Annotated in this window: 16 protein-coding genes; 13 read left to right on the top strand and 3 right to left on the bottom strand. The window is 73.2% G+C overall.

Annotated elements, in window-relative coordinates; translation table 11 throughout:
* Positions 1-370: 370 nt before the first annotated feature.
* The 8 genes from ACFXOZ_RS14725 (at position 371) to ACFXOZ_RS14690 (ending at position 9,720) form a co-directional block, all read left to right on the top strand.
* Entirely contained in the window at positions 371-1,561 is a 1,191-nt protein-coding gene (locus ACFXOZ_RS14725; protein ID WP_375888260.1) for an ROK family transcriptional regulator, read from the top strand.
* A gap of 134 nt (positions 1,562-1,695) precedes the next feature.
* Positions 1,696-3,051 (top strand): ABC transporter substrate-binding protein, encoded by a 1,356-nt coding sequence (locus tag ACFXOZ_RS14720; RefSeq protein ID WP_375888257.1) that lies wholly within the window; start codon positions 1,696-1,698, stop codon positions 3,049-3,051.
* A gap of 24 nt (positions 3,052-3,075) precedes the next feature.
* Entirely contained in the window at positions 3,076-4,074 is a 999-nt protein-coding gene (locus tag ACFXOZ_RS14715; protein ID WP_375888255.1) for a carbohydrate ABC transporter permease, read from the top strand.
* Between the two features lie 20 nt (positions 4,075-4,094).
* Positions 4,095-4,997, top strand: coding sequence for a carbohydrate ABC transporter permease (locus ACFXOZ_RS14710; RefSeq protein WP_375888253.1), 903 nt, complete (start codon positions 4,095-4,097; stop codon positions 4,995-4,997).
* Entirely contained in the window at positions 4,997-6,286 is a 1,290-nt protein-coding gene (locus ACFXOZ_RS14705; RefSeq protein WP_375888251.1) for a 6-phospho-beta-glucosidase, read from the top strand. Before ACFXOZ_RS14710 ends, ACFXOZ_RS14705 begins: the two co-directional genes overlap by 1 nt.
* 83 nt (positions 6,287-6,369) lie before the next feature.
* On the top strand, positions 6,370-7,389 hold the full coding sequence (locus ACFXOZ_RS14700) for an N-acetylglucosamine kinase (protein ID WP_380590453.1): 1,020 nt from the start codon (positions 6,370-6,372) through the stop codon (positions 7,387-7,389).
* 168 nt (positions 7,390-7,557) lie between these two features.
* Entirely contained in the window at positions 7,558-8,247 is a 690-nt protein-coding gene (locus tag ACFXOZ_RS14695) for a hypothetical protein (RefSeq protein WP_380590450.1), read from the top strand.
* A gap of 363 nt (positions 8,248-8,610) precedes the next feature.
* The gene (locus ACFXOZ_RS14690; protein WP_380523234.1) at positions 8,611-9,720 is read left to right on the top strand and encodes a hypothetical protein; all 1,110 of its coding nucleotides are present in this window, start codon (positions 8,611-8,613) and stop codon (positions 9,718-9,720) included.
* 228 nt (positions 9,721-9,948) lie between these two features.
* On the opposite strand, the gene ACFXOZ_RS14685 is transcribed toward ACFXOZ_RS14690, so the two are convergent.
* Both ACFXOZ_RS14685 and ACFXOZ_RS14680 read right to left on the bottom strand, forming a co-directional pair.
* Positions 9,949-10,605, bottom strand: a complete 657-nt coding sequence (locus ACFXOZ_RS14685; RefSeq protein ID WP_380407619.1) for a response regulator — start codon at positions 10,603-10,605, stop codon at positions 9,949-9,951.
* Entirely contained in the window at positions 10,602-11,813 is a 1,212-nt protein-coding gene (locus tag ACFXOZ_RS14680) for a sensor histidine kinase (RefSeq protein WP_380523235.1), read from the bottom strand. The genes ACFXOZ_RS14685 and ACFXOZ_RS14680 overlap by 4 nt, the downstream gene beginning before the upstream one ends.
* A 134-nt stretch (positions 11,814-11,947) precedes the next feature.
* On the opposite strand from ACFXOZ_RS14680, the gene ACFXOZ_RS14675 reads away from it, so the two are divergent.
* Complete coding sequence (locus ACFXOZ_RS14675; protein WP_380590447.1) at positions 11,948-12,859, top strand: ABC transporter ATP-binding protein; 912 nt, start codon at positions 11,948-11,950, stop codon at positions 12,857-12,859.
* A complete protein-coding gene (locus ACFXOZ_RS14670; RefSeq protein WP_380523237.1) occupies positions 12,856-13,716 on the top strand; it encodes an ABC transporter permease subunit in 861 nt (286 codons plus the stop codon). The genes ACFXOZ_RS14675 and ACFXOZ_RS14670 overlap by 4 nt, the downstream gene beginning before the upstream one ends.
* A 37-nt stretch (positions 13,717-13,753) precedes the next feature.
* Here the strand turns inward: ACFXOZ_RS14670 and ACFXOZ_RS14665 are convergent, their stop codons facing one another.
* Complete coding sequence (locus tag ACFXOZ_RS14665; protein ID WP_380523238.1) at positions 13,754-14,527, bottom strand: tyrosine-protein phosphatase; 774 nt, start codon at positions 14,525-14,527, stop codon at positions 13,754-13,756.
* Positions 14,528-14,696: 169 nt separating this feature from the next.
* On the opposite strand from ACFXOZ_RS14665, the gene ACFXOZ_RS14660 reads away from it, so the two are divergent.
* From ACFXOZ_RS14660 to ACFXOZ_RS14650, 3 genes are all read left to right on the top strand, one after another.
* On the top strand, positions 14,697-15,521 hold the full coding sequence (locus ACFXOZ_RS14660) for a GntR family transcriptional regulator (RefSeq protein WP_380590444.1): 825 nt from the start codon (positions 14,697-14,699) through the stop codon (positions 15,519-15,521).
* Between the two features lie 79 nt (positions 15,522-15,600).
* Complete coding sequence (locus ACFXOZ_RS14655; protein WP_380523240.1) at positions 15,601-16,716, top strand: PucR family transcriptional regulator; 1,116 nt, start codon at positions 15,601-15,603, stop codon at positions 16,714-16,716.
* A 227-nt stretch (positions 16,717-16,943) separates the two neighbouring features.
* Positions 16,944-17,726, top strand: a complete 783-nt coding sequence (locus tag ACFXOZ_RS14650) for a hypothetical protein (RefSeq protein ID WP_380590441.1) — start codon at positions 16,944-16,946, stop codon at positions 17,724-17,726.
* Positions 17,727-17,758: the final 32 nt, after the last annotated feature.

The raw sequence follows: 17,758 nt of genomic DNA, 5'->3' as shown, positions 1-17,758 counted from the left end.
TGACCCCCTTCTGCTGATATGGGGTTTTTCTTGGGGTGCCCCTGGGCCTGCCGAGGGGCACCGCAAGCAATTCAAGGAAGCCCTCAACGATCCAGCGAGAGCCCGAAAGACGACCTCCCCCATTTCACTTCGTTTCCATTGGTGTCGTCTCTCGGTGCGCCGAGGGGCCACACCGCAATCCCCTCTTCTTCAGGAGTCCCGCCCCCGGTTGGGTGGGGGCGGGGCCCGCCGTGGGTCCGGTAACGCTTCGGCATCCGAGGGTGTGGGGGGCATTGACACTGTGCTGACGGGGATCGTACGGTCCTGTTCCGAGCGACTGGAAAGTTTCCTAACAGTTCACGCAGGGGCGGCGGAAGGGGAGGATCCCGGCATGACCAAGAGCACCGCCAAGGCTCCACTCGCCGGTACGCCGAGCCTGTTGCGCGCCATCAACGACCGGGCCGCGCTGGAACTGCTGCTGGAGAACGGGCCGTTGTCCCGGACGCAGATCGGCGCGTTGACCGGGTTGTCGAAGCCGACGGCCTCGCAGTTGCTGTCCCGGCTGGAGGCGGCCGGGCTGGTGCTGCCGGTCGGGACGACGGAGGGTGGGCCGGGGCCCAACGCGCAGCTGTACCAGGTGAATCCGGCGGCCGGGTACGTGGCCGGGCTGGACGTCACCAACAGCGGGATCCGGGTCGCCGTCGCCGACATCACCGGCAACACGCTGACCGAGCACACCGTGTCGACCAAGGGCGTCCCGGCCGCCGGGACGGTGCCGCGGGTGGCCGCGGCCGTCGCCGAGGCGGTGCGCGCCGCCGGGGTGCCCGCGGGGGGTCTGCGGACGGTCGCGATCGGGCTCGGCGGTGCGCCGGACCCGGTCACCGGAAAGCTGCGCTACGCCTCGCACCTGCCCGGTTGGCACTCGCCGCGGCTGGTGGAGGAGCTGACCGGGGCGATCGGCGCGCCGGTGTCGATCGAGAACGACGTGAACCTGGCCGCGGTCGCCGAGCAGGTCTCCGGTGCGGCGGCCGGCTTCGAGGACTTCGTGCTGCTCTGGGCCGAGTCGGGGGTCGGCGCCGCGGTCGTGATCGCCGGGCGGCTGCACCGCGGCTTCACCGGCGGCGCCGGGGAGGTCGGCTACATGCCGGTGCCCGGCTCGCCGGTCGAGTGGGACGCCCGCCGCCGCAAGTTCGGCGGCTTCCAGGACCAGGTCGGGGCGGTCGCCGTCCGGACCCTGGCCCGCGAGCACGGGCTCGGCGCGCCCACCGCCGAGGAGTCGGTCGCCAAGGCCCTGGAGACCCCGGGTGCCGGCGACGCGTTCCTCACCGAACTGGCCGGGCGGCTCGCCGTCGGGCTGTCCGTGATCGTCGCCGTGGTCGACCCCCAGCTGGTGGTCCTCTCCGGCGCGGTGCCGAACGCGGGCGGCGAACGCCTGCGCGCGCTCGTCGAGGACGAACTGGCCCGGGTCTGCCACGCCCGGCCGGAGATCCGCAGCAGTGCCCTGTCCGGCTCGCCCGTCCTGCTCGGCGCCCTGCAACGGGCCCTCACGGACGCCCGTGAGGCGGTCTTCTCCACCCACTAGCGCTCCCCGCTCCCCCGCTCCCCCCGCTTCCCTGCTCCCGCTCCCCAAGACGCCCTGCACCCACCTCTCCCCCAACCCCTACGCGGGCCCCGAGGCAATGACGCCTGTCCGCGCACCCCCAGGAGGACCTCGAAGTGCACGCCACCCCCTCCCGCAGAGGCCGCCGCACCGTCGCCGCCGTCGCCGGCAGCGCCGTCCTGGCCCTGCTCGCCTCCGCCTGCACCGGTTCCAGCGAGTCCGGCGGCAACGACGACTCCGCCAGCGGCAAGGACGTCACCATCACCTTCTGGCACGGCTGGAGCCAGGACAACGAGGTGAAGGCGATCAACGACACCATCGCCGCCTTCGAGAAGGCCCACCCCAACATCCACGTCAAGCCGGTCGGCAACGTCGCGGACGACAAGGTCAACCAGGCCCTGCGGGCCGGCGGGGACGACGCGCCGGACGTGGTGTCCTCCTTCACCACCAACAACGTCGGCATGTTCTGCTCGACGAAGGCGTTCGTCGACCTCAAGCCCCAGCTGCAGAAGAGCGGCATCGACGCGGCCAAGACCTTCCCGGCCGCGATGCTCAACTACACCCAGTTCCAGGGCAACCAGTGCTCGCTGCCGCTGCTCGGCGACGCGTACGGCCTGTACTACAACAAGAAGGCCTTCGCCGCGGCCGGCATCTCCGCGCCGCCGAAGACCTTCAGCGAGTTCGCCGCGGACGCCAAGGCGCTGACGCTCGCCGACGGCGACTCGTACAAGCAGCTCGGCTTCATGCCGCTGTACCACGGCTACGAGTCCACCACCGAGCACTTCCTCGGCCAGTACGGCGCCACCTACTTCGGCGCCGACGGCAAGTCGAACCTGGCCGCCGACCCCAAGGTCGCCGCGATGCTCGACTGGCAGAAGGGCATGGTCGACCAGCTCGGCGGCTACGCCAAGCTGGAGAAGTACCGCGCCACCTTCGGCGAGGAGTTCAGCGCCAAGAACCCCTTCCACACCGGTCAGGTCGCGATGGCCATCGACGGTGAGTGGCGGACCGCCTCGCTCGCCGAGAACAAGCCCGACTTCGACTGGGCCACCGCGCCGTTCCCGGTGCCGGACGACCAGGCCGACACCTACGGCCGCGGCTACCAGACCGGCACCATCGTCGGCATCGCCAGCACCAGCAAGAAGCAGACCGCGGCCTGGGAGTTCGTGAAGTTCCTGACCACCGACACGGACGCCGTGGTCAACTTCGCCAACGCCATCCACAACGTGCCGAGCACCTTCGACGCGCTGAGCTCGCCGAAGCTGGTCAGCGACCCGAACTTCAAGACCTTCCTGGACGTCGCCAAGAACCCGAACTCGGGCACCACCCCGGCCAGCGTCAACGGCGGCGCCTACATCGTCTCGCTGCAGAACCTCGGCTACGACTACGAGTCCGGCAAGCAGACCGACCTCAAGGCGGGCCTCGCCGCCACGGCCAAGCAGGTCGACACCGACATCGCCCAGGCGAAGTAGCGGGAACGGTCCACGGAGCACCCCATGTCAATCGCGTTCGGCACCCGCAAGGGCGCCGCGACCACCGACCCGGCGACGCCCTCCACGCAGCAGCTGCTGCGCCGGAAGCGCCGCCGGGAGGCGGCCCGCACCCTCGCCTTCCTCTCCCCCTGGCTGATCGGGTTCAGCGTCTTCTTCGTCTACCCGCTGGTCTCCACCGCCTACTTCTCCTTCACCCGGTACAACGGCATCGGCGCCGCGACCTTCAACGGCCTCAAGAACTGGGACTACGTCCTCAACCAGCTGCCGACCTTCTGGCAGGGCCTGCGCAACACCCTGTGGCTGGTGCTGATCATGGTGTCGCTGCGGGTCGCCTTCGGGCTCGGCATCGGGATGCTGATCACCAAGGTCAAGACCGGCGCGGGCTTCTTCCGCACCGTCTTCTACCTGCCGTACCTGGCCCCGCCGGTGGCCGCCACCGTCGCCTTCGCCTTCCTGCTCAACCCGGGCACCGGCCCGCTGAACCACCTGCTGGGCGAGCTCGGCCTGCCGCAGCCCGGCTGGTTCGCCGACCCGGACTGGTCCAAGCCCGCGCTCACCCTGCTCGCCATGTGGGGCATCGGCGACCTGATGGTCATCTTCATGGCCTCGCTGCTGGACGTCCCCAAGGAGCAGTACGAGGCGGCCGAACTGGACGGCGCCGGCCCGTTCCAGCGGTTCCGGTACGTCACGCTGCCGAACATCTCGCCGATCATCATGTTCGCGGTGGTCACCGGGGTCATCCAGACCATGCAGTACTACACCCAGGCGATCGTCGCCGGGAAGGTCGCCAGCGGCATCGCGGGCAACTCCGGCCAGCAGTTCGAACCCGGCTACCCCCAGGGCTCCACCTGGACCCTGCCCCAGATGGTCTACAACCTCGGCTTCCAGCGCTTCAACTACGGTGCGGCCTGCGCCGTCGCGATGGTGCTGTTCGTCATCTCGATGGCCGTCACCTCGATCCTGCTCCGCCGCAAGTCCGGCTTCATGGCGAGCGACGACTAGCGGACAGTGAGGACCCGACCATGACTCTCAGCTCCACGCTCCCGAAGCCCCCCGCGGGCGCCTCCCGCACCGGCACCGCGGCCGCCCGCGCCGCCCGGCGCCGCGCGCTCCTCAACTGGGTGGCGGTGCACTCGCTGGCGATCGCCGCCGCGCTGTTCTTCCTGCTGCCCTTCGTCTTCGTCTTCCTCACCTCGGTGATGAACGACCAGCAGGCGCTCACCACCGACTACTGGCCCACCTCCTGGAACTGGGGCAACTACGGCCAGGTCTGGCACACCCCCGGCTTCCTCACCTGGTGGCGCAACACCCTGGTGTACGCCTGCGCCGGCACCCTGCTGACCGTCGTCTCCAGCCTGCCGGTCGCCTACGCGCTCGCCAAGTTCCGCTTCCGCGGCCGCAACCTGGCCCTGATGGCCGTCATCGCGATGATGATGCTGCCGCCGCAGGTCACCGTCATCCCGATGTTCCTGTTCTGGACCAAGCAGCTGGGCCTCGGCGGCTCGCTCTGGCCGCTGATCATCCCGATGGCCTTCGGCGACGCCTTCTCGATCTTCCTGCTGCGCCAGTTCCTGCTGACCATCCCCAAGGAGTACCTGGAGGCCGCCCGGATCGACGGCTGCGGCGACCTGCGCACCCTGCTGCGGGTCGTGCTGCCGATGGCCAAGCCGGCCATCGCCGCCGTCGCCCTGTTCCAGTTCTTCTACTGCTGGAACGACTACTTCGGCCCGCAGATCTACGCCAGCAACAACCAGCAGGCCTGGACGCTCAGTTACGGCCTGGAGTCGTTCAAGGCCGCTCACCACACCAACTGGAACCTCACCATGGCCGCCACCCTGCTGGTGATGGCACCGGTGATCGTCCTCTTCTTCTTCGCACAGAAGGCCTTCATCGAAGGCGTGACACTGACAGGGGTCAAGGGCTGATGTCCGCACTCAAGTTGGCCATCGTCGGCGGCGGTTCGACGTACACCCCGGAGCTGATCGACGGCTTCGCCCGGCTGCGCGACACCCTTCCGGTCGGCGAACTGGTCCTGATCGACCCGGCCGCCGAACGGCTGGAGCTGATCGGCGGACTGGCCCGGCGGATCTTCGCCAAGCAGGGCCACTCCGCCACCGTCACCGTCACCACCGACCTGGCGGCGGGCGTCGCCGACGCCGACGCCGTCCTGCTCCAGCTGCGGGTCGGCGGCCAGGCCGCGCGCGACCAGGACGAGACCTGGCCGCTGGAGTGCGGCTGCGTCGGCCAGGAGACCACCGGCGCGGGCGGGCTCGCCAAGGCGCTGCGCACCGTGCCGGTCGTCCTGGACATCGCCGAGCAGGTCCGCCGCACCAACCCGGACGCCTGGATCGTCGACTTCACCAACCCGGTCGGCATCGTCACCCGGGCCCTGCAGAGCGCCGGGCACAAGGCCGTCGGGCTGTGCAACGTCGCCATCGGCTTCCAGCGCAAGTTCGCCGGGCACCTGGGGGTGGACCCGGAGCTGGTCCGGCTGGACCACGTCGGGCTCAACCACCTCACCTGGGAGCGCGGGGTCACCCTGCTGGACGGCCCGGGGGCCGCCGGCGGCCGCGAGGTGCTGCCGGAACTGCTGCGGGACTTCGGCAAGGAGATCGCCGAGGACCTCCACCTGCCGCAGGCCTTCGTGCAGCGGCTCGGCGTGGTGCCCTCCTACTACCTGCGCTACTTCTACCAGCACGACGCGGTGGTCGAGGAGCTCAGGGTGCAGGGCTCGCGGGCCGCCCAGGTCGCCGAGATCGAACGGCAGTTGCTGGAGCTGTACGCCGACCCGGCCCTCGACACCAAGCCGGAACTGCTCGGCAAGCGCGGCGGGGCCTTCTACTCGGAGGCCGCCGTCCAGCTGATCGCCGCCCTGCTCGGCACCGGCGGCGGGACCTCCGTCCAGGTCGTCAACACCCGCAACGACGGGGTGCTGCCGTTCCTGCCGGACGACGCCGTCATCGAGGTGCCCGCCGAGGTGGACGCCCGCGGCGTGCGGCCGCTGCCGCAACGGCCGGTCGAGCCGCTGTTCGCCGGCCTGGTCGCCGCCGTCACCTCGTACGAGCACCTCGCGCTCGACGCCGCCCTGCGCGGCGGCCGCGACCGGGTCTTCGACGCCCTGCTCGCGCACCCGCTGGTCGGCCAGATCGAACTCGCCGACCGGCTCACGGACCGGCTGCTCGCCCACAACCGCGAGCACCTCTCCTGGGCCTGAGAGCCCTCACCGGGCCCCCCGCGTGGGGGCCCGGTCCCCGGCCGGAGCTCGCGGCCGGGCCACGTACGAGCCGCGGGGACCTGATGACCCACCAGCCCGAACCACTCCTGCCCGGCGTCCTCGCCATCGACGCGGGCAACTCCAAGACCGACGTCGCCCTGATCGGCGCCGACGGCACCGTCCGCGGGACCGCCCGCGGCGGCGGCTTCGCCCCGCAGAAGATCGGCGGCGCGGCGGCCGTCGCGGGCCTCGCCCCGCTGGTCGAGGAGGCCGCCGCGGCGGCCGGATTCCCGTCCTTCCGCGGCGTGCTGACCAGCCACGTCAGCGCCTGCCTGGCCAACGCCGACCTCCCGGTGGAGGAGGAGGCGCTGCGCGCAGCCCTGGAATCGCACCCGTGGGGGCTCAGCAACACCGTCGTCAACGACACCTTCGGCCTGCTGCGGGCCGGCACCGACGGCCCGCGCGGGGTCGCGGTGGTCTGCGGTGCCGGGATCAACTGCGTCGGGCTGCTGCCGGACGGGCGCACCGCCCGCTTCCCGGCCCTCGGCGAGCTCACCGGCGACTGGGGCGGCGGCGGCGGACTGGCCGCCAGCAGCATGTGGCACGCCGTCCGCGCGGAGGACGGGCGCGGCGGGCCCACCGGCCTCGCCGCGGCCATCGCCGAGCACTTCGGCCTGTCCAGCGCCGGGGCCGTCGCCGAGGCCGTCCACCTCGGGCACCTGCCGGCCAGCCGGCTGCACGAGATCGTCCGGGTGCTGTTCGCGGTCGCGAACGACGGGGACGCCGTCGCCCGGGAGCTGATCGACCGGCAGGCCGACGAGATCGTCCGGCTGGCCGTGGTCGCCCTCGGCCGGCTGGACCTGCTGGACTCCGCCACCCCGGTGGTGCTCGGCGGCGGGGTGCTCGCCTCCCGGCAGCCGCTGCTGCTCGACAACCTGAGGGAGCGGCTGGCCCGGGCCGCGCCGCTGGCCGAGCCGCGGGTGGTCGTCGCGCCGCCGGTGCTGGGCGCCGCGCTGCTCGGGCTGGACCACCTGGGCGTGGACGCGGCCGCGCAGGCGCGGGTGCGCGGGGCGTACGAGGCGCAGCCGGCGGTCACGGTCTGACACCTGGCGCCTGGCGCCTCGCCCCTGGCGTCCGACACCTGACGCCTGCCCCCTGAACCTCCCGCCCCCACCGGACCCGCACGTCCGGCGGGGGCGGGAACCGTACGGTGCGCGCCGCTCGTGGTACCCGGGTACCGACCACCGCCGCCGCCCGGGGAGACTTGTGTCATGGCCGTGCCCCGTACCCTCCTCGCCGCCGCCGCCCTGACCGGACTCACCCTGGCCGGACTCACCGGCTGCACCCCCGCGGACTCCCGCCCGACGGTGACCGCCGCCTCCTCGGCCGAGGCCCTCGCCGACGAGGGCCTGGACGACCCGCTGCTGGACGGCGACGACGACTTCGCCGACGAGGAGGCCTACGCCGCCACCGGCACCGCCGCGGGCACCGTCGCCGCCGCCCCGGGCGCGCCCGTCGACCCCGCCCCGGAGTGCACCGCGCCCGCCCTGCGGCCCGGCCACCAGGTGCTGGTCGTGGTCGCCGCCGACCCGGCCGAACTCACCGCCCAGCCCGCCCGGTTCGCCTGCACCCCGCCCCGCTACGAGGCCACCGGCTCGCCCGTCCACTACGGCTTCGCGGCGGCCGGCGTCACCGCCACCCTGATCGACCGCCCGCGCGGGGAGAGCGCGCGGCCCGTCCACCTGGACGAACTGGTCACCCACCTCAACGACTGCCTGGCCGAACGCGACCCGGCCGATCCGTACGGCTGCCACGGCAACGCCTACGACGTCGTGCTGGACTCGCACGGGCGGATCATGCGCATCACGGAGGTCCGGGGCACGGAGCTCCAGAGCGCGGACGTCCAGGGCACCGACGTCCAGGGCACGGAAGACCCGGAGGTCGAGGGCGCGCAGCGCTGAGCCGGACGGCGGGCCGGGCCGGGGCGGGCCGCCATACGGTGTAGAAGGCCCCTTCAACTGTTGAGGCATGTCTTCGTCAAGCGCGTCAACCACCTGTCAACTGCGGGTTTTTGACGTTCAATACCTCGTCCGGGGCCGCTCTTGGGGCTGGTCTTACTCCCGGCGTCGTTGACCCGGTTTCCGCGGCGGTGCTTTGCTTCCCGCCGTCGGCAGTGAACCGGTCCCCCATCCCCGTTTCACCGACCGTCCCTGACGGGCGGTCGGTGGACACCGGCCTGCCGTCGTCGCTCCTCCCCCTTTGTCCCCCACGGTGTCGCCGCGCCCCCACCGGCGTGCGGTCGGCATGAGAGAGGAACCCTCACGATGGGCATCTCCCCCACTTCCCGCCGGGCACGGGTCCGGGCCCTGACCGGGCTCAGCGCGCTGGCGCTGGCCGCCACCGGCTTCGCCGCCGCGCCGGCCGCCCAGGCCGACCAGCCGGGCAGCGAGTTCGCCGGGCAGTCCCACCCGTACCGGCACGGCACCGTCCCGACCAAGGAGGCCGCCGAGCACGCCAACGCCGCCTCCGCGGCCGCGAGCCGCACCACCAACCTCAAGTACGGCGGCGGGGTCGACGGCATCGGCGTCACCACCGGCGCCCCGAAGGTGTACGTGGTCTTCTGGGGCTCCCAGTGGGGCACCGCGGGCACCGACGCCAACGGCTACACCACCCTGTCCGGCGACCCGTCCGGCGAGGCCGTCCGGGCGCAGCAGCTGTACAAGGGCCTCGGCACCAACAGCGAGACCTGGTCCGGCGTCATGACCCAGTACTGCGAGGGCGTCGCCAAGGGCGCCACCACCTGCGGCTCCACCGCCGCGCACGTCGGCTACCCGACCGGCGGCGCGCTGGCCGGGGTCTGGGTGGACAACTCGGCCACCGCCCCGGGCCAGGCCACCGGCAACCAGATCGCCAACGAGGCCATCAAGGCCGCCGGGCACTTCGGCAACACCACCGCGGCCGCCAACCGCAACGTGCAGTACGTGGTGCTCTCGCCGACCGGCACCCACCCGGACGGGTTCAACACCTCGACCGGCAACTTCTGCGCCTGGCACGACTGGAACGGCGACACCACGCTGACCGGCGGCGCGGCCACCTCCCCCTACGGCGACGTGGCGTTCAGCAACGACCCGTACGTGACCGACATGGGCACCTCCTGCGGCCAGAACTACGTCAACAGCGGCAGTGCGGGCCTGCTGGACGGCGTGACCATGGTGTTCGGCCACGAGTACGCGGAGACGGTCACCGACCAGAACCCGGCCGGCGGCTGGACCGACTCCTCCGGCTCGGAGAACGCCGACAAGTGCGCCTGGAAGGGCGTCGGCGGCACCGGCGGCTCGCAGAACGTGGCCTTCGCGACCGGCTCGTTCGCGATGCAGGGGACCTGGTCGAACGCGGTCAGCGGGTGCCAGATCTCGCACGCGATCGTCCACTGAGCGGTCGGGCACTGAGCGGTCGGGGACCGACCGACGTCGCCTGAACACCTCCGAACGCCGTCCCCCGAGCAGCGTGGGGCAGCTCGGGAGCTGACGGGACCGACGGATCGGACGGGCCGGAGGGGTCTTGTGCCCTGACGATCCGGTACGGGGGAAGCGCCGGGGCGGGCTGTGCGGGCCCGCCCCGGCGCTTCGCGCTGTCCGGGGCCGGCCACCGGGGCGGCACCGTCACGAGGGCGCGACGAGCCCGAACTCGTAGGCGTGGATGACCAGGTGGACCCGGTCCCGGGCGCCCAGCTTGGTGAACAGCCGGGCGACGTGCGCCTTGGCGGTGGCCACGCTGATGGTGAGTTCCTCGGCGATCTCCGTGTTGGACAGGCCGCGGCCGACCAGGGTGAGCACCTCGCGTTCGCGCCCGGTGATGCCCTCGGCGGACGTCCGCGGCCGGGCGGCCGTGTCCGGGCGGGCGGCGAACTCGCCGATCAGCCGGCGGGTGATGCCCGGCGCGAGCAGGGCGTCCCCGGCGGCGACCACCCGGACGCCGTCCAGGATGGTCTCCAGGGCGAGGTCCTTGACCAGGAAGCCGCTCGCCCCGGCGCGCAGCGCGCCGTACACGTAGTCGTCGTCGTCGAAGGTGGTCAGGACCAGCACGTGGGTGGGCAGGTCCGGGTCGGCGAGGATCCGGCGGGTGGCCTCGATGCCGTCCATGCCGGGCATCCGGATGTCCATCACGGCGACGTCCGGGCGCAGTCGGGCGACCACGTCGACGGCCTCGGCGCCGTTGCCGGCCTCGCCGACCACCTCCAGGTCGGGGGCGTCGGCGATGAGCACGCGCAGGCCGGTGCGGATCAGCGGCTGGTCGTCGACCAGGACGACGCGGATCACGGTCCCACCTCCAGGGGGGTCGGTTCGGGGCTCCCGGCGGGCACGGCCGGGAGCGGCAGCAGGGCGGCCACCCGGAAGCCGCCGCCGGGGCGCGGGCCGGCGCTGAACTCGCCGTCCAGCAGGGCGACCCGCTCGCGCATCCCGGCCAGGCCGTAGCCGGTGCCGGGGGTGGCCGTGGGCGTGCCGGCGCCGAGGTCGACGACGGTGACGGCGAGGTGCTCGGGCGCGTACGCGACGGTGACGTGGCAGTCCCGGGTGCCGGAGTGCTTGACCACGTTGGTGACCGCCTCCTGGACGATCCGGTAGGCGGCGAGGTCCACCTCGGGCGGCAGCGCCCGGGCCTCGCCGCTGCGGCTGAGCGCGACCCGCACCCCGGCGCCGGCCGCCTTCTCCCGCATCCGCTCCAACTCGTCCAGCCCGGGCGCCACTTCGAGCGGTGCGGACTCGCCCTCGCCCTGCCGCAGCGCGCCGAGCATCCGGCGCAGCCCGGCCAGGGTCTCCCGGCTGGTGGCCTCGATGGCGTTCAGCGCGTTGCGGGTCTCGGCGGGCTGGGTGTCCATGACCCGGCTGCCCATGCCCGCCTGGATCGCGATGATGCCGATGTTGTGGGCCACCATGTCGTGCAACTCGCGGGCGATCCGCAGCCGTTCGGCGGTGACGGCCTGCTCGGCGGCGCGGCCGCGCAGCGCCTCGGTGTGGGCGCGGCCCTGGCGGACGGTGTTGCCGATCAGCCAGGCGATCAGGACGGTCGCGGCGATGCCCAGGTAGGCGTACGGGTTCACCGGGTAGCCGTTGACGGCGCCCCAGGCGAACAGCGTGGCGAGCACGGTCAGCGGCATCGCCACCGCGATCGTCGAGAGCAGGCGGGAGCGGGTGACCACGCAGTAGCCGACCACCGCCTCGGCGATCAGGAACTGCACCGGCGCGGTCGCCGTGACCGTCCACATCCCGAGCGAGAAGACGCCACCCGCCAGCGCGACCGCGACCGCCGCCAGCGGCAGCCGCACCAGCAGGAAGGCGACCAGCGTGGTGACCACGGCGGTGACCACCAGGGCCATGTCCTCGGTGTTGCCGTCGTAATTGAACAGGTGGCTCAACTCGTTGTCCCGGGTGAAGAACCGGAACACCACGATGGACGTCCAGAACGCCGCCACCCACACGCCCGCGGGCAGGCGCCTGAGCAGCGGCGGGCGGGGTTCGGTGATCATGACGCGATGGTAGCGGCGGGCCGTCGGACGGCGCATCGGCCCGCGGGCGTAATCCCCGGGGCGGGGGCCGCCGCTCCCGGTTGTGGCCCGCCGCCCGATGCCCGATCACGCCCCCGACCGGCAGCGTTGTCCCCGTGATCGAGATCGAGCGACTGACCAAGCGGTACGGCGCCACCACGGCCGTCGACCAGTTGACCTTCACCGTCCGGCCGGGCACCGTCACCGGCTTCCTGGGGCCCAACGGCGCGGGCAAGTCCACCACCCTGCGCATGGTCCTGGGCCTCAACACCCCCACCGCGGGCGCCGTCACCGTCGACGGGGTGCCGTTCGCCGGCCGCCCGCGCGGCCTGCGGCACGTCGGCGCCCTGCTGGACGCCGGGGACGTGCACGGCGGCCGCAGCGCCCGGGCCCACCTGTCCGCACTGGCCCGCAGCAACCGGATCCCGCTCGGCCGGGTGGCCGAGGTGCTCGCCGAGGTCGGCCTCGGCAAGGCCGCGGACCGGCGGATCGGCGGCTACTCGCTGGGGATGAAGCAGCGCCTGGGCATCGCCGGGGCCCTGCTCGGCGACCCGCCCGTACTGCTCTTCGACGAGCCCCTCAACGGCCTCGACCCCGAGGGCGTGCTCTGGGTGCGCGGCCTGTTCCGCCGCCTCGCGGACGAGGGCCGCACCGTCTTCGTCTCCAGCCACATGATGGCCGAGATGGAGCACACCGCCGACCGGCTGGTGGTGATCGGCCGCGGCCGGCTGATCGCCGACGAGAGCCTGGGTGAGTTCTCGGCCCGGTACGCGGAGTCGAGCGTGGCCGTCCGGGCACCGGAACTCGCCCAACTGGTGCCCATGTTGCGCACCGAGGGGGCCGAAGTCGGCCTGTCGGAGCCGCAGTTCGGTGTCGTCACCGGGATGGCCGCGGCCCGGATCGGTGAACTCGCGCTGCGCCACGGCGTGGTGCTGCACGAGCTGGCGACCCGGACGTCGTCCCTGGAGTCGGCGTTCATGTCCCTGACCGCCGACAGCGTCGAGTACCTGGCAGGAGAGAGCCGATGAGCACCACGACCCTGATCCGCACCGAGAGCGCCCGCTCGACGGAACCCGCGCCCCGGTTCACCGACCTGCTCGCCGCCGAGTGGATCAAACTGCGCTCGCTGCGGTCGACGTACTGGGTGCTGGCGCTGGCCTCGCTGGTCGCGATCGGGATCAACCTGAACGCCGTCCACTCCGACCTGACGTACATCGACCACCCGCCGCGGCCGATGCCCGGCTTCCCGCCGTACCGGTACGACGCGCTCTACCACAGCCTCAGCAGCACCGCCTGCTACCTGATGGCGATCGCGGCCGGCAGCCTCGGCGCGATCACCGTGTTCGGCGAGTACACCACCGGCATGATCCGCACCACCTTCGCGGCCGTGCCCGACCGGCGCGGGGTGATCGCCGCCAAGGTGCTGCTGGTCGGCGGGATCACCGCGCTGGCCGGGGCGGTGGTGTCCACGGTGTCCTTCTTCGGCGGCAACGCGATGCTGGCCTCCCGGCACGTCGGGCTCTCCATCACCGAAGGGGTCAGCCTCCAGGCCGTCCTCGCCTACGCGTTGATCGTGCCGGTCTGCGCGCTGATCGGGATGGCCCTGGGCGCCGTGCTGCGGCACGCCACCGCCTCGATCGTCTCCCTGGTGCTGCTGTTCTTCATCCTGCCGCTGATGTTCGGCGGGGACCGCTACCGCTGGCTGCACGAGATCGGCGCCCACCTGCCGATGGACACCGTCAACCTGCTCACCTACAACCCCGACTCCTCGACCACGATCAGCAAGTGGGCGCCGAGCGTGCTGGACTCCTGGATCACCATGGGGGCGTGGGCGGTCGTCTCGGTGGCGGTGACGGTGGTCGTGGTGCGGCGCCGGGACGTCTGACGCCCCCTCCGGTGGCCCCGGCCCCGGCCCTGGCCCGTCAGACTGCGGGGGCTGCGGGCACCGCCGCCTTGCTGCGGAAGGCCGCGAGGGTGGCGGCCGGGACGCCGCAGGCGGGGAGGAAGGCCTCGGCGCCGCCGTGACGGGTGCGGACGTGGCCGAGGAAGACCGACATCGCCTCGGCCGGGGCCTGGAGCAGCGGGGCGGGGATGGTGAGGGTGCGGCCCTCGGAGTCGGTGACGCGGGTGGCGGTGCCCCGGTCGTTGAGGGCGGTGCGGTGGCGCTCGGCGAGGTTGGCGAAGATCTGCGGGAGGGCCTCGGCGGTGCGGGCGTAGTCCTCGACGATCCGGTCGGCGGGGACGCCGAGGAGGTCGAGCAGCAGGGCGGTGAGCAGGCCGGTGCGGTCCTTGCCGGCGGCGCAGTGCAGCAGGACGGCGCCGGGGCGGGTGGTGGCCTCGACGGCGGCGGCGACGGCCTCGGGGGCGGATTCGGCGAGCAGCAGGTAGAACTCGCCGAGGTCGGCGGCGGTGGTCATGGTCGCCATGTGGGCGGTGAGGGCGTCGGTGGCCGGGTTCACCGGGGCGGCGACCACGGCTATCCCGGCGGCCTCGGCGGCGGCCCAGTCGTCGGGCCGGGTCTCGCGGGGGTCGCGCAGGTCGACGACGGTGCGGATGTCGCAGGCGCGCAGCTGGGCGACGACGGCCTCGTCGGCGGCCGGGAAGGGCTGGGCGGAGCGGTACAGCACGCCGGGGCGGATCAGCAGGCCCTCCGGGTCGCTGAGGACGGCGGAGTCGCGGAAGTTGACCAGGGACATGCGAGGGCCTTTCGGTGAAGCCGCACACGGGAGGGCTGAACGTCCAGTAGGACATCTAGACGTCTAGATGTCCAATTCCCCCGGCGGGCGCGGGGCACCCCTCCATCCCACCGCCGCCGGCCCGCCACGGCGACCCGGGGCGGGGCCCTCGGCTTCGTAGGATCGGTCCGTGGCGACGAACCCCCCGGGCACTCCCCCAGGCACTCCCCCGAGCACTCCCGAGAACCTTCCGAGCACTCCCCCCGACAGCCCGAACACCCCGGTCTACCGCCGGCTGGCCCGCCGGCTCCAGGACCGGATCGACGCGGGCGGCTACCCCGCAGGCGCCCGGCTGCCGAGCGAGCCGGAGCTGAGCGCCGAGTTCGGCGTGAACCGGCTGACCGTGCGGCAGGCCGTCGCGGAGCTGGAGCGGGCCGCGGTGGTGGAGATCCGCCGGGGCGTGGGCACCTTCGTCCGCCCGCCCGCCGTCCGGGTCTCGATCGCGGTGGACCCGCGCAGCCAGCGCTTCGACCTGGGCAGCGTGCACGAGGCCGTGCCGGCGGGGGGTCGCGGCGACGGCGAGTTCGTGGTGGCCGCCCCGCCGGTGACCGGCTCGGCCGAGGACGAGGAGGCGGCCCGCCAGCTGGGCCGGGCGCCGGGCGAGCTGCACCGGCTGGACTCGGTGATCCGCCTCGGCGGCCGGGCCCGGGCCGCGTGCAGCTACTGGGTGCCGTTCGGTCCGCTGCCCGCCGAGCTGGTACGGCCCGGCCACGCCGGGAACCTGGTGCTGGACCTGGCCCGGGCCGCCGGGGTGGAGCTGGAGTACGACTGGCGGGCCTTCGGCGCGATCGGCGCGGACCTCGCGGACGCCGAGCTGCTGGGCGTCCCGGCGGGCACCCCGCTGCTGGTCCGCGAGGGGGTCAGCTGCACGCCGGACGGCACGCCGTCGCTGTACGTCCGGCGCCGGATCGACGGCAGCAGCGCGCGCTTCGTGCTGCACTTCCGCGAGCGGTAGCGGGAACGGCTCCCGGGCGTATGGATCCTGATAACGTTCAGCGCCGAAATCGCAGGCCACACGGGGGTTGGCAGTAACGGTGAACGAGACGGACGAGTGCGACATACCGAACGAGCTGGCCGAGGCGTACCTCGCCCTGCTCGCCGACACCTCCCGCACCGGGCGCCTGCCCCGCCGGGACGAGCTGGAGGCGCTGCGCCGGCTCGGCGAGCAGTGCGCCGAGGCCGGTTACGGGCTGCGCGAGGTGGTCTCGCACTGCCTGGCGGCGGCCCGGCGGGCCTGGCAGACGCTGCCGGGGACGGCCGCCGCGAGCAGTGTCGGCGAGCTGCGCCGGACCGGTGACGCGGTGCTGGCCGCCACCGACGCCGCGCTGGCCGCGCTGGGCGAGGGCCACGAGCGGTCCCAGCGCCTGGCGGTCCGTCAGGAGGAGGCGGCCCGAAGGGAGTTCATCGACGACCTGCTGCACGGCCGCAGCGACCTGGGGCTGCTCGCCGAGCGCGCGGAGCGGTTCGGGCTGCGGCTGGCGGGCGCCTACACGGTGGCGGTGGCGGTGGGCGACGAACCGTTCGCGGACGTGCACCCGATGCTGCACCGGGTGGAGCGGGAGCTGACCGGGCGCTTCGGCGAGCGGGACGTCCTGCTCGCCAGCAAGGACGGCCGGCTGGTCTGCATCGCCCCGGACTCCGAGCGGGCCGTGCTGGAGGCCTTCGCCGAACTGACGCTGCGCCCCGGGCCCGGCTACCGGCCGGTGCTGCGGGTGGCGACCGGCCGCCGGCACTCGGGGGCGAGCGGGGTGCTGCGCAGTTACGACGAGGCGCTGGACGCGCTGGACTACGCGCAGCGACTGGGGCTGTCGGCCTGCCAGTTGAAGGCCGAGGAGCTGCTGGTGTTCCCGGTGCTGATGCGCGACCGGGCCGCGATGGCCGACCTGGTGCGCAGCGTCCTCGGCCCGCTGACCGAGGCGCGCGGCGGGGCCCGTCCGCTGCTGGACACCATCGCGGTGCAGGCGGAGGCGGCGTACGTGAACGCGGAGGCGGCGCGTCGGCTGGGGCTGAGCGTGCGCACCCTCGGCTACCGCCTGGAGCGGATCAAGGCGCTCACGGGCTACGACCCCTCGGACGCGTTGCAGCGCTTCACCCTGGAGACGGCGGCGATGGGCGCGCGGCTGCTGAACTGGCCGGAACAGCCGCTGTAGGGCTCCCGCGCCCCGCCTTCCGCGGCGCGTCTCCCGGCCCGCCGAAACCCCGGGTGACCTGCTCAAGTCCGTTCTGTTGCCCGACCGTCACAGTGTCACGGGCAGCGCGCGTACCAGGGTGTCAAAAGGCCGTAAAGATTGCCGGATCCTGGCAATGTGCGAACGCCCCGCCCGCTGCCATGATCTCTGCGGCGCCGATGCCCGGTGCCGGGGGAAAGGCGGGGGGCATGGCCGGGACGGGGGACTTCTTCGCGGCCGCGCTGGCCTTTCCGACGGCGCTGTTCAGCTTCGCGCTGGTGGTGGTCGTCGGGTACTGGCTGCTGATGCTGATCGGCGGCCTGGGGTTCGACGCCGTGCACGGGGGGCACGGCGTCGGGCACCACCTGGGTGCCGGGCACGCCGGACATGTGGGCCCGGCGGGTCACGTCGGACACGGTGCCGGGGGGCACGGTGTCGGGGGGAACGTGGCCCACGGGGCGTCCGGCGGGCACGGCGCCGGTGGGGGGACCGCCGACGGGGGGACCGCCGACGGAGCCCACGGCACGGGCCACCACGGGGGCGTGCTGGACGCGCTGGGACTGGGCGGGGTGCCCGCGACGGTGGCGGTGTCGCTGCTGGTCGCGCTCGCCTGGTTCGTCAGCCTGTCCGGCACCGTCCTCACCTCCGGGGCACCGGCGCGCGGCGGCGTGTTCGTCGTCGCGCTGGTCGCCTCCTGGGCGGGCACCCGGGTGCTCGTCCGACCGCTGCGGCGGCTGTTCCCCGAGGACCGGCCGGTCACCCGGGGCGACTTCGTCGGCCGGGTCTGCGTGATCCGCACCGGCCGGGTGACGGCCGACTTCGGACAGGCCGAGGTGACCGCCGGGGACGGCTCCACCGCCACCGTGCAGGTCCGCACCCCGCAGGCGGACCCGGAGCTCACCGCCGGGCGCACCGCACTGATCTACGACTACGACGCGGACGGCGAGCACTTCCTGGTCGCGCCGTTCGACCCGTCCCCGCCGGGCCTCTGACGCCTCGTCAGCACAGCTTCCCCGCCAACCAC

The organism is Kitasatospora sp. NPDC059160, assembly GCF_042755465.1.
In the GTDB taxonomy this organism is placed as follows: Bacteria; Actinomycetota; Actinomycetes; order Streptomycetales; family Streptomycetaceae; genus Kitasatospora.
Note: the sequence above shows the minus strand (reverse complement) of the source record. Positions and strands in the feature narration are given on the sequence as shown.